This is a genomic window from Blastococcus sp. OS1-29, assembly GCF_057628075.1.
In genome coordinates, this window is sequence record NZ_JBXXJK010000007.1 from 21,581 (window position 1) to 33,764 (window position 12,184).

The 12,184-nt window shown below is 73.3% G+C and carries 8 protein-coding genes; 4 read left to right on the forward strand and 4 right to left on the reverse strand.

Annotated elements, in window-relative coordinates; translation table 11 throughout:
- Positions 1–81 precede the first annotated feature (81 nt).
- On the reverse strand, positions 82–1,245 hold the full coding sequence (locus AC2H4J_RS17915) for an RtcB family protein (RefSeq protein ID WP_487466245.1): 1,164 nt from the start codon (positions 1,243–1,245) through the stop codon (positions 82–84).
- A 110-nt stretch (positions 1,246–1,355) separates the two neighbouring features.
- Complete coding sequence (gene proA, locus AC2H4J_RS17920) at positions 1,356–7,232, reverse strand: anti-phage protein ProA (RefSeq protein ID WP_487466246.1); 5,877 nt, start codon at positions 7,230–7,232, stop codon at positions 1,356–1,358.
- A gap of 279 nt (positions 7,233–7,511) precedes the next feature.
- On the opposite strand from proA, the gene AC2H4J_RS17925 reads away from it, so the two are divergent.
- From AC2H4J_RS17925 to AC2H4J_RS17940, 4 genes are all read left to right on the forward strand, one after another.
- Entirely contained in the window at positions 7,512–8,288 is a 777-nt protein-coding gene (locus AC2H4J_RS17925; RefSeq protein ID WP_487466247.1) for a DUF6884 domain-containing protein, read from the forward strand.
- A gap of 121 nt (positions 8,289–8,409) precedes the next feature.
- On the forward strand, positions 8,410–9,720 hold the full coding sequence (locus AC2H4J_RS17930) for a 3'-5' exonuclease (protein ID WP_487466248.1): 1,311 nt from the start codon (positions 8,410–8,412) through the stop codon (positions 9,718–9,720).
- A 52-nt stretch (positions 9,721–9,772) separates the two neighbouring features.
- On the forward strand, positions 9,773–10,222 hold the full coding sequence (locus AC2H4J_RS17935) for a DUF1707 SHOCT-like domain-containing protein (RefSeq protein ID WP_487466249.1): 450 nt from the start codon (positions 9,773–9,775) through the stop codon (positions 10,220–10,222).
- Positions 10,219–11,004 carry an enoyl-CoA hydratase/isomerase family protein gene (locus AC2H4J_RS17940; RefSeq protein WP_487466250.1) on the forward strand — a complete coding sequence of 262 codons (786 nt, stop codon included), beginning with the start codon at positions 10,219–10,221 and terminating at the stop codon, positions 11,002–11,004. The genes AC2H4J_RS17935 and AC2H4J_RS17940 overlap by 4 nt, the downstream gene beginning before the upstream one ends.
- A 4-nt stretch (positions 11,005–11,008) precedes the next feature.
- On the opposite strand, the gene AC2H4J_RS17945 is transcribed toward AC2H4J_RS17940, so the two are convergent.
- The gene (locus AC2H4J_RS17945; protein WP_487466251.1) at positions 11,009–11,185 is read right to left on the reverse strand and encodes a hypothetical protein; all 177 of its coding nucleotides are present in this window, start codon (positions 11,183–11,185) and stop codon (positions 11,009–11,011) included.
- A 95-nt stretch (positions 11,186–11,280) separates the two neighbouring features.
- On the reverse strand, positions 11,281–12,177 hold the full coding sequence (locus tag AC2H4J_RS17950; protein ID WP_487466252.1) for an isocitrate lyase/PEP mutase family protein: 897 nt from the start codon (positions 12,175–12,177) through the stop codon (positions 11,281–11,283).
- Positions 12,178–12,184 lie beyond the last annotated feature (7 nt).

Consider the following 12,184-nt stretch of genomic DNA (forward strand, 5'->3'; position numbering starts at 1 on the left):
CACTACAAACCGGTCGGCGCAAGAGCCGGCTCGGACGCCGAGCCGTGGCCGGAGCTCCCGGAGGAGCGCCGGCCACGACGTTCAGTTGCCCTTGACGTTCACGATCTGACGCAGGGTGTGCCGCACCTCGACGAGGTCGGCGGCGTCCGCCATGACCTGGTCGATCGGCTTGTACGCATCTGGGTGCTCGTCGAGGAACGCGTCGGAGTGACCCCACGCGATCCCGGCCATCCGCGCGTCCAGGTCCTGCCGCGTGAACCGCTTGCGCGCCGCCGTGCGCGAGAAGTTCCGTCCCGCGCCGTGCGGCGACGACATCAGCGACGGCACGTTCCCCTTGCCCACCACCACGTAGGACGCCGTCCCCATCGAGCCCGGGATCAGGCCGAGCTGGCCCTCCCGAGCCGAGATCGCGCCCTTACGCGACAGCCACACCTCGCGGCCGAAGTGCGTTTCCCGCTCGGTGTAGTTGTGATGACAGTTGACCGTCTCGTGCCGCTCGACCTCGGTGCCCACGAAGCGGCCCAGCTGGTCGACGCAGCGGTCCATCATCTCCTCGCGGTTGAGGTAGGCGAACCGCTGCGCCCACCGCAGCGCCTCGATGTAGGCGTCGAACTCCGGCTCGCCCTCGACCAGGTACGCGAGGTCGCGGTCGGGGAGCTGGATGTGCCGCCGAGCGCACTGGTCCTGCGCGACCTTGATGTGCTTCTGCGCCAGCCGGTTGCCGACACCCCGCGAGCCGGAGTGCAGGAACAGCCAGACCCGGTCCACCTCGTCGAGCGAAAGTTCGGCGAAGTGGTTGCCGGACCCGAGCGATCCCAGTTGCTGCGGCCAGTGCGCCGTCGCGGCGTCCGCCTGCTCGACTCCGGGCGTCGCGCGCAGCTCGGCGATCCGCGGCTCCGCACTCGCCCGGATCTTCTGGTTCCGGCCGCCGGCCGACAGCGGGATGGACCGCGAGATCTGCCCGTGCAGCACGTCGAGATCGCGCCCGGCCACGTCGTCGGCGGTGAACTGCGTGCGGACGGCGATCATCCCGCAGCCGATGTCGACGCCGACGGCGGCCGGGATGATCGCGCCGTCGGTCGGGATCACCGAGCCGACGGTGGCGCCCTTCCCCAGGTGTGCGTCCGGCATCAGCGCCAGGTGCGGGTAGATGAACGGCATCGAGGCAGCCCGTTCGGCCTGCTCCCGGGTCGTGTCCTCCAGGATCGACGCCCAGTTGAGCAGGCGTGCGTTGATCTTCTCCATCGTCCTTTCGATTCGTGTGGATGCGGTCAGGGGTGCTGCGCAGCCGGTGCAGTCAACACGTGCATCCGGAACCGCGCAGCTCCTTTACGCCCCGCTCGAGGAGGACGGGATCAGACGGTCAGCAGGCCGTTCGGCTGCTCGGTGAGCCGGCCGCGGTGCAGCGCCCACGTCAGCGCCGCCTCCAACGCGGGGGTGGTGGCCGGCGTCCGCCGCTTGTAACCGAACACCGCCGCGGCCGCCGTCAGCAGCTCCTCGCGCCGCATCCCGGCCGAGGAGCGACACAGCGCCGCCATCGCGTTCGCGATCTCCTCCGGCGCCACGTGGTCGATCGGCCGGTCGGTGCTCGACACCTGCCGGCGGAACCCGGTCCACGACGCGGGGTCGACGCCCTCGGGCCAGAGGTAGCCGTCGATCACCGCGGAGGGCGGCAGGGTCGACAGCAGCGCCTGCTTGCGCGCCTCGCTCGACCGGTTCAGCCCGAATGCGCCGACGGAAAGCTTCGTCAGCCGGTCGACGTGGATCGGCCCCTCCGCCTTCACGCCGGCGGTCAGCACCTTGCGCACCGCCCGCGCGGCCTTCGCCGTCGGCAGCTCGTCGAGCACCGACTTCTCACCGGCCGTCTTCGGGATCCAGGGCACGAACGCGGCCTCGCCGTCCATCGGCACGGGGCCCGAGGCCTTCTTCGGGGCCGGCGCCTTCTTCGGCGCGGGCACGGCCACCGACGTCACCGCCGAGCGCAGCGCCGCCACGCCCTTGAACGACTCGACCGCCGCCGTCGGCAGCTGGATGGGCTCGGGCACCTCGCCGGGCAGCTCGACGGGCACCGTGTCCACCGACGCCTTCAGGTGGTCGGCGATGCCCGCCGGGTCGGCCAGCCACGAGGGCAGCCACACCCGCTCGACCGCGGGCCAGCGCAGCATGTCGCCGAGCACCTCGACCGGCAGTCCGTCGCGGTCGCCCACCGTGCCGCGCCGTGCCCACGCCGGACCGTCGAGCAGCACCGCCATCACCGGCGTCTCCGGGTCCACCGGCCGCGAGATCGACAGGTCGACGCGGAACTCCGACAGGCCCACGTCGGTGCGCACCATCAGGCCGCGGGAGCGCAGGGCGTCGGCGATGTCCTCGCGGTGCCGGTCGATCACCGCGGCCGAGCGGGCGTCGCGGGGCAGCACGTCGGTGCCCTGCGCGGCCAGGTCGAGGTAGGCCCGCAGGTGCTTGATGCCGACCGAGGAGGTCTCCTCGGCCCGCAGCTGCTCCGGGTCGAACGACGAGAAGACGACGACCTGGCGTCGGGCGCGGGTGATCGCGACGTTCAGCCGCCGCTCGCCGCCCACCCGGTTCAGCGGGCCGAAGTTCAGCGGCAGGTCGCCGGCAGCGTTGGGGGAGAAGCCGGTGGAGAAGAAGACGACGTCGCGCTCGTCGCCCTGCACGTTCTCCAGGTTCTTCACGAACAGGCCCTCGCCGTCGGCCCGGTCCAGGGCCGCGGCCAGCCGGTCGTCGTCCGCGTCGCGGAGCAGCGCCTCGATGTAGGCCCGCTGCTGCGCGTTGAACGTGACGACACCGATCGACGGGACGACGTCCGACCCATCGCCGTACTTCGGCACCAGGTCGAACCGCCGGCGGATCTCCGCGACGATCGCCTTCGCCTCGATCGGGTTGGTGCGCAGCAGCCGCCCGGCGTTGGTGCGGTGGAACGTGCCGGGCACGCGCACCAGCGAGACGCCGCGGCCGTCCGGCTCGCTCGACGCCCGCCCGTGCGTGGGCGCCGGGAACGACGACAGCCGGTTCTCGTAGTACTGGTTGTTGCTGAACGCGATCAGCGACTCGTCCTGGCTGCGGTAGTGCCACGACAGCCACTGCCGCGGCACCCGCGCCTGCACGCACTCGCTGAGGATCGACTCCTCGTCCTCGACCGTGGTCTCGGGGAAGTCGTCGCTGCCGGACGACGGCTCCGCGAACGACGTCGGCGGCATCTGCTTGGAGTCACCGACCACCACCGCGGCCCGCGCGCGACCCAGCGCGCCCACCGCGTCGGCCACCCGGATCTGCGACGCCTCGTCGAAGACCACCAGGTCGAACTGCGCCGCCTTCGCGGGGAAGAAGCGGGCCACCGAGTCCGGCGACACCAGCACGCACGGCATGACCTGGGTGATCAGCTCGCCGTACTGCGCCAGCAACTGGCGGACGCCGAGCCCCCGCCGCTGCTTGGCCAGCTCCCGCTGCAGCGCGCCGACCTGACCCGAGCCGGACGCCGCGTCGAACGGCCGCGCGGCCAGCACCCGGGCCGGCAGCGCCGTCGTCAGGTGCTCACGCACCGATCGGGAGGCGGAGGTGAACCGGCGGATCGCCTTCTCGTGCACCTGCGCGTCGAACAGGTCCAGCCCGGTCGCGTCCAGCCGCTCCCGCACCGACGCGGTGGCGATGCCGCGGTCGAAGGCACGCACCGCGTCGTCGGCCCGGATCTCTCCGGTCACGAGCAGCCGGCGCGCGTCGAACAGCCCCGCGTAGCGCAGCGGCTCGAGGGTGTCGAGGAAGCTGATCCACCGGCGCAGCGACATCAGCGTCGGGCTCTCCACCCCGCGCTCCGGACGGGTCATCGACCAGCGCAGCACGAAGCCGTCGTCGCCGGCCCAGGTCGAGAGCTGCCCGGCGCTGCTGCGGCACACGGCCAGCATCGCGACGACGCCGTCCCGCAGCCGCGCGACCTCGTCGTGCGCCGCGGGCAGCCCGTGCACGATCAGCCGGCGCAGCTCGACGTGGAATGGCGTCGAGCCGTCGACGGCCGCGCCCGCCCGGCGCAGCCAGCGGACCTGGTTCTCGAGCAGCTCGGTGTGCAGGAACGGGTTCCAGCCCTCGGGCACCGTGAGACCGGGGATGGAGGCCGCCCGGACGGCGATCGCCTGCACCGCGGTCTGTACCCGCCACAGCGCCTCGACCAGCGCCGGAACCTCGGGCGGCTTGACCTTCGCCTCGGGCCGGATGAACGGTGCGAGCCGGTCGCGCACGGCGATCAGCCGGCGCCGGCGGCCCCACCACGAGGAGGCGGCCGCGGTCTGCGCGGCGACGTAGACCTCGGCGAGCGGCAGGCTCAGCGCCTCGGGCGTGCAGACGTCGAGGCCCGGGTGCCGGAACGCGGTGAAGGCCGCGATCTCGCCCATCACGGCCGACGTCATCGCCGTCCAGAGCTCGGTGAACGTCTCGTCGACGATGTCCAGCCCGACCGCCATGCCGGTGCCCGGCCCGCCCAGCACGTGCGCGAGGTCGTCGAGCTCGTCGGTGGTCCGCGCCCGCCGGAGGACGCCGGCGAGCTCCGGCACCGCCGCAGCGGCCCGCACCGCGGCGTCCACCTCGGCGGCGGCCGCCTGGGCCGCGGGCAGATCGATGGCGGGGGAGTCGACGAACGCCCACGGGTGGCACAGCGACGGGCGGGTGAGGTCGGCGATGTCGGGCAGCAGCGCGAGCGCCGTCCGCACCTGCTGGAGCACCTCGGCCGGCGCGTTGGCGACGAACGGCTCGGGCACCGGCAGCGGCTCGACGTCCGTTCCCGCCGCGAGCTCCGACGTGCGCGCCGAGTACAGCGACAGCCCGGCGGCGTTGTCGTCGTGCAGCCGGTCGGTGTAGCGGGCGAGCATCCGGCGGGCCGAGCGCAGGGTCTCGGAGTCGGCGGCCAGGCCCTGCTCGTCGACGGCGACCGCGTGCTCCAGGGCCAGCCGGATCTGCGCCCGCACCATCGAGGCGCGCGAGCCCTTGTCGTGCAGGTCGAGGGCGAACATGCCCATGCCGACGGCGTCCAGGCGGCGGGCGACGACGTCCAGGGCCGCCCGCTTCTCGGCGACGAACAGCACCTTCTTGCCCGCCGCGACCGCGTGCGCGAGCAGGTTGGTGATGGTCTGCGACTTGCCGGTGCCGGGCGGGCCCTCGAGCACGAACGTGCGGCCGGCGTCGGCCTCGGCGATCGCCCGCAGCTGCGAGGCGTCCGCCGCGGCCGGCAGCGACGCGGCGAGCTCGTCGAGGTCGGCGAAGCCGCCCGTGTCGCGCGCGGGGTCCTCGAACGCCTCGGTCGGCTCGTGCACCAGGTGGCTGACCAGCGAGTTCTCGGCGAAGTCGGCCCAGTGCTCGTCGAGGTCCTTCCACAGCCGGAACTTGGCGAACTGCAGGATCGCCAGGTCGGCGGTCGCCTCGACCCGGTAGGGAAGGCCGTGCCCGACCAGTGCCGTGCGCATCGACTCCAGCGCGGTCTCGAGGTCGAGCACGCCGTCGGCCGGCTCGGTCAGCGTCGGGACGGCGAGGCCGTGCAGCTGGCGCAACTTCTCCAGCAGGCAGTAGTTCGGGGTGCTCGAGCCCGACTCGTCGAGCGTCACCCGGTACTGCCCGGTGCGGCCCAGCGGCGCCAGGGTGACCGGGATGAGCACCAGCGGGCTGCGCAGCGGGCGGCCGTCGAGCTCCCACACCAGGCTGCCCAGCGCCAGGTAGAGATTGTTCGCGCCGGTCTCCTCCTGCACGGTCTTGGCCTTGTAGGCCAGTCCGCGCAGCCGCGGCAGGTAGCCGCCGGTGGTGACGTCGGCGTGCACCTCGCGGCGCTCGACCAGGGCGTCGGCGAGCTGCTCTTCGGGCAGTTCGCGCGCCGTGGCGATGCCGCGTTCCTTCTGGACGGCGGCCAGCTGGTCGGCCGGCAGCAGCGTGATCGGCGTCCCGTCGTGGACGAAGTTCTCCAGCGCGTCGAGGCTGGTGCCCGGGATGACCAGCGGCAGCCCCGACCGCTCGGTGTAGTTGATCAGCCGGTTGCGCAGGCTGAGGTCGAGCAGCGCGTTCTTCCACTGCTGCACCCGCGGCGGGGCGTCGGGCTTGGTGGAGGGCGCCGGCGCCGCGGGCTCGGGCTTCGCGGGCGCGCTGTGTTCGGCGGGGCGGTACTCGACCACCTGCAGCACGCCGGCGGCGTCCCGGGCCCGCGCCGGCAGCGGGAAGATGCCGTCGCGACGGGCGCGGTGCACGTCCGTGACACCGATGATCTTGTCGAGCTCACCGGACAGCCAGCCGGTGTAGGCCGGGCGGTGCAGATCGGCACCGACCTCGCCCATCGACGTGAGCAGCGTGGTCTCGACCAGGCCGATCAGGCCGAGGTCCACGAGGTTGACCAGGCTCGCCGCGTCGGTGGTGGCGGCCGATTCCGCCGACCGCTCCTCGCGCCAGTACCCCAGGAAGGCGTGGCCGTCGGCCAGCCACAGCAGCGGCCGCAGGCCGGCCTGCTCCAGGGCGGCGGCCAGGACGACGACCGTGTCCAGCGGCGTGCCCACCCGCCAGGTGAGGACGTCGCCCGGCGAGCGCACCTGCTGCCCCAGGTCGGACCAGGAGACCGGCGGCTCGCTGTAGCGGATGCCGCGAGCGTGCATGGCCTCGGCGATCGCGTGCACGACCTCGTCGACCCGCTCGGGGGTGGCCGCGTAGCCGACCAGGGCGCCGCTGCCGGTCTTCTGCTCGAGCAGGTCGGCGGCCTCGCTCACCAGCGCGGTGACCGCCGGGTGGTTCGGCATCACGTAGGCGGCGAGCATCTCCAGCGCCAGTGGCAGGGGAGTGGCCAGCCACTGCTGGGCGGCCAGTACCTGGACGACGCGGCTGCCCTCGCCGAGCACCTCGCCGTCGGCCAGCACCTCGACGTCGATGACGCCCGGGCGCTGCTCCTCGACGTGCAGCATCGCGGCGGGGTCCATGACCAGGCCGAGGTCGGTGAGCACCGTCGTCCGGCCCTCGTCGAGGTCGGCGAGCAGCTCGACGGTCCGCGCGATCGGGCCCTCGGCGTCGCGGACGCCCAGCCGGACCGTCGCGGCGCGGACGGGGCCGCCGGAGTTCGTGAGCGCCAGCCGGGAGACCACGGGCACACAGTTGTGGGCCAGCGCGTAGCTCAGCACCGGCGTGGACGTGATCTCGATGGAGACGGACGCCGGCGCAGCGACGACGTCGCCGACCTCCATGTCGGCAGTGCTCTCCATGGCACCAGTTAACCGGAGCGGACGGATCGGTCACTTCATGCTCCCCGACGGGAGGGGCGGATGTGACGGGTGCGGCGGTTCGTTGCCCGGGATCACAGGGATGGGGCCCGCCCTGCCGATCGCGAGCGCGCACACCACGGAGCGATGTGCACCCGGGGCGCATTTCGGCCCGAGGGCGCGCCCTGGGCGCACATTGCTCATCCGCGCCGGGTACGCCCGAAGGCGTGTTCTTGCGGTTTCGACCTCCCCGGGCCCCGTTTTCCGGGGTTAACGTGCGGAATGAGCACAGCCGGCCTGCCCACGATCTGGGAGCTGGTGGCCGAGGGCGCCGCGACGCTGCCTGAGCCGTTCAGCCGTGCCGCTCTCATCAACTGGGTCAGCGCGCGGCGTCCCGAGGTCGGCGTCTCCTCGATCGCCGCGCACATCCAGTTCGCCACCGCCAACGCCACCCACACCGGGCACAACCCGTTCGCCGACCGGACGCCGCTGCTGCACCGGGTCGGCCGGGGGCAGTACCTGCGCTACCGGTCCGTCGACGGCGAGGAGCTGCACGGAGACGTCGTCCGCGCCGGGCGGGTGGTCCTCGTCGGCTCCTCCGGGGCGACCGCGGACGCCCCCCGCCCCGCCGGTGAGCTGTTCGCGAGCGACGGCTTCGCGCGCGCCCGCGAGCACGCCCGCCACTCGCGGCTGCCGTGGTTCGTGCTCAGCGCCAAGCACGGGCTGCTCGATCCCGGCGAGGTGATCAGTCCGCACGGGGTCCAGATCGACGACCAGCCCGCCGGCTACCGCACCGCGTGGGGCGAGTGGGTCGTCGCCCAGCTCGCCGACCGGCTGCACCTGGACGGCGTGGTCGTCGAGGTGCACGGCGGCGTCGACTTCGCCCAGCCGCTGCGCCAGCCGCTCACCCGCCGCGGCGCCGTCCTCGAGATCCCGCTGCCGGGCACCTGGCGCGACGCCGGGCCCGGTGACCACGAGTCCGGCTCGTCGGACGCGCCCGTCCGGGCGGTGGTGGAGCGACTCCGCGGCCTCGTCGGGCGGCACGGCTCGGCCTCCTGACCTGCACGGGAGGGGCGCCTGTGACGCCTGCGCCGACCCGGTACGGGCACGGCCCCGATCTGCCGATGCCACGTGCGCGGCGGTCTAGGTTGACCGTCGACGAGCCGACGACGGAGGACGCATGACCGGGCAAGTGACGGCACTCGTGGCGCTGGCCGGCGCCGTGCTGCTGCTGGGCCTGCTCGTGTCCCTGGCGCTCGGCCGGCGCAAGCGCTCCGCCAGCCGGACCGTCGTGGCCCGCAAGCCCGCCCCCCGGGCCCAGCGCGGTGCGCTTCCGTCGGCTCCCATGCCGGTCGTCCGCGGCGCGGTGCGGGCCGAGCAGCGGCGTCCGGCCGTCCGGATCGCCGTTGCCGAGCCGGGTGTGCGCGGCCCGCTCTTCCAGTACGGCGGCGACGGCGCCGGCTTCGAGATCGACGCCCCGTTCGCGGTGGTCGGGATCGCGACCACCGGCTTCTCCCCGGCCAACGGCGACCGCGTCGTCGAGATCGCGATCGCCCGCGTCGACGCCGTGGGTGGCGTCTCCGACGAGTACTCGACGCTGGTGAACCCCGGCCGCGACGTCGGTCCCGTCTTTCTCCACGGCATCTCCAACAGCGAGGTCCGCGCCGCCCCGACGTTCGCCGACATCGCCGGGGAGCTGCTCGACCGGCTCGACGGCGCGGTCGTCGTCCTGCACGACGGCGCGTTCGTCGAGCGGTTCCTCGACGCCGAGTTCGACCGCGCCGGCGTCGGGCTGCCGCTCACCCCGGCGCTCTGCTCGCAGTGGCTGGCCCGCCGGACGCTGCGCACGCCCGACCACACGCTGCGCACGCTCGCCCGGCACGCCAGCCGCACCGTCCTCGACACGTCGTCCGCGCTGGGCGCCGTCCGCACGGTGGCCGCCCTCCTGCCGCAGATGCTCACGGTCTACGGCGAGGCGCCGCGCTACCTGTGCGGCCTGCGCCCGATGCCCGAGTTCGACATCGCCGCCGACCCGTCGTCCCGCCCGGTCGAGGTGCGCGAGAGCACCGACGCCTGGATGACGACGCTGCTCGCCCGGCGGCGGCTGCCGACCGCGGCGCCCGGCGACATCGACGCCCAGCGCTACCTCGACACGGTCATCGAGGCGCTCGCCGACGGCCGGCTGCTGGGCGGTGAGGCGCAGACGCTCGCCCGGCTGGGCGCCTCGGCCGGGCTCGGCGCCCCACAGGTCGACACGCTGCATGAGCGGCTGCTGGAGCACCTGCGTGCCGCCGCCCTCACCGACACGATTCTCACCACCGGGCAGATCCGTCAGCTCCGGACGGCGGCCGGCGCCCTGGGCCTGGCGACGTACTTCGACGAGCTGCGGCCCACCTCGCCGCAGGACCTGATCGGCGGCCGATCGGTGCCGATGCCCGCCGTGCCGCCCGCCCGCGCGACGTACTCGCGGCCGCCCTCCATGCCCGTCTGAGCGTCGGTCCCAGACGTTCCGGAAGCTCCGGCGTTCGTGCGACGATGCGGGCGTGAGTACGGGACGCGAGCTGATGCGGGTCTCCGACGCCGACCGACAGGCCGCTGCTGACCGGCTGCGCGCCGCCATGGGCGAGGGGCGCCTCGACCTGCTGGAGTACGACGCGCGGCTGGCGCAGGCGTACTCCGCGGTCACGTACGGCGAGCTCGATCAGCTGTTCACCGACCTCCCAGCCCATCCGGCCACCGCGGTGGCTGCGGCGCCGAAGCCTGCGGTGTCCCGGCCGGTCCCCGCCGTCCGCACCGGGTTCGCCGGCCTGCCGCTGGCACTGAAGATTCTCTGGACGATCTGGGTCGGCGCCGTGCTCATCAACCTCACGGTGTGGCTGCTGGTCAGCCTCGGCAACGGCCCCGCGTACTTCTGGCCGATGTGGATGGCGGTGCCGGGGGTTGCGCTGACCGGCGTGACCGCCGCGATCACCGCCGCCCGCTCGCACCGGTGAGCGACCCGCAGCGGCTCGAATCCGGCCTGATCGTCGAGGACCGCGGGCAGCTCCGCGTCCTCACCCTCGACCGGCCCGAACGCCGCAACGCGCTGTCCACCGCTCTGCAGGCCGACCTGGTCGACCAGTTCCTCAGCTGCACCGCCGACGGCGTCCGGGCCGTCGTCCTCACCGGCAACGGACCGGCGTTCTGCGCCGGGTTCGACCTCAAGGAGATCCGCGCCGCCGACGAGCGGGGCGAGCGCTTCCGGCCGCCGATGAACCGGCCCGGGCGCAACGTGTTCGAGGTGGTCACCGAGACGCCGGTGCCGGTGATCGCCGCGCTGAACGGTGCCGCCGTGGCCGGCGGGTTCGAACTCGCGCTCGCCTGCGATCTCCGCGTCGCCGCCCCGGGCATCAAGCTCGGTCTGCCCGAGGCCACGATCGGCATGGGCGCCAATTTCGGCTCCGTCGTCCTGCCCAAGCGCGTGCCGATGGGTATCGCCATGGAGATCCTGCTGACCGGTGACTACGTGACCAGCGAGTTCGCCGAGCGGTGGGGCCTGATCAACCGGATCACCGACGACGTGCTGCCCGTGGCCCTGGAGATCGCCGAGCGGATCGCCGCCAACGCGCCGATCTCGGTCCGCCGGATGAAGGAGACCGCCGTCAAGGGGCTGGAGCTGCCGCTCTGGCAGGCGCTGCGCCTGGACGTGGGCCCGAACCCGTACCTCAGCGAGGACCGCGCCGAGGGCATCGCGGCCCATCTGGAGAAGCGCCCGCCGCGGTGGACGGGCCGCTGAGCGGTCAGGTGGCGATCGCCGGCAGGTGCAGGTCGACGCCGAACAGCACCGCGGGCCAGAGCACCACGGCGATGATCAGCGACAGGATCTCCGACAGCCCGGCGACGCTGTTGTAGCCGTTGCTGAGGGCGACGACGACCCCGATCGCCAGGTAGATCAGGCCGAACAGCGAGATGCGCACCGGGAACTCCCTCGTTACAGCGACAGCAGTCAGAGCAGTGAACCCCAGCGAGCTGGGCGAACCCTGAGGGCACGCCGGGAACACCCCATCGGCGCTCAGCTGCCCGCGAACCTTCGTTCCAGTCGCTGTACCTCCGGCAGCCCGATCAGGTCGGTGAACTCGTCGAAGGCCGGCAGGCCGGGCAGCGCCGACACCGGGGTGCCCTCGGCCTTCAGCGTGGACAGCACCGCCCGCATGCCGGCGGTCGCGGCCAGCAGGGTGCCGATCGGGTAGATCACCAGCGAGAAGCCGAGCTCGGTGATGCGCTCCAGGGACAGCGGGGGAGTCCTGCCGCCCTCCGCCCAGTTGAAGACCAGCGGCGCGACCTCCCGGAGCTCCTTCGCGACCCGGGTGATGTCGTCCTCCGACGTGGGGGCCTCGACGAACAGCACGTCGGCCCCGGCGTCGGCGAACGACCGTGCCCGGGCGATCGCGTCCTCCACACCGGTCACCGCGACGGCGTCGGTCCGGGCGATGATCAGCAGGTCGGGGTCGCGCCGCGCCTCGGCGGCGGCCCGGAGCTTGCCGACCATCTCGTCGACGCCGATCAGCAGCTTGCCGCTCATGTGCCCGCACTTCTTGGGCATCACCTGGTCCTCGAGCTGGATGCCGGCGACGCCGGCCTGCTCGTAGAGCTGCACGGTGCGGACGACGTTGATCGCGTTGCCGTACCCGGTGTCGGCGTCGGCGATCACCGGGACGTCGACGGCGGAGACGATCCGGCGGGCGTTGTCGACCATCTCCGTGCCGGTCAGCAACCCGACGTCGGGCCGGCCGATCAGCGACGCGGTCGTGCCGAACCCGGTCATGTAGACGGCGTCGAAGCCGGCCTGCTCGATCAGCCGGGCGCTCAGCGCGTCGTACGCGCCGGGGGCGACCAGCGGCGCGGAGCCGCCCATCAGCTCGCGCAGCCGAGCCCTCGGTGTGCGTCCCTCGCTCAGCAGATCAGCCACCTCGCGC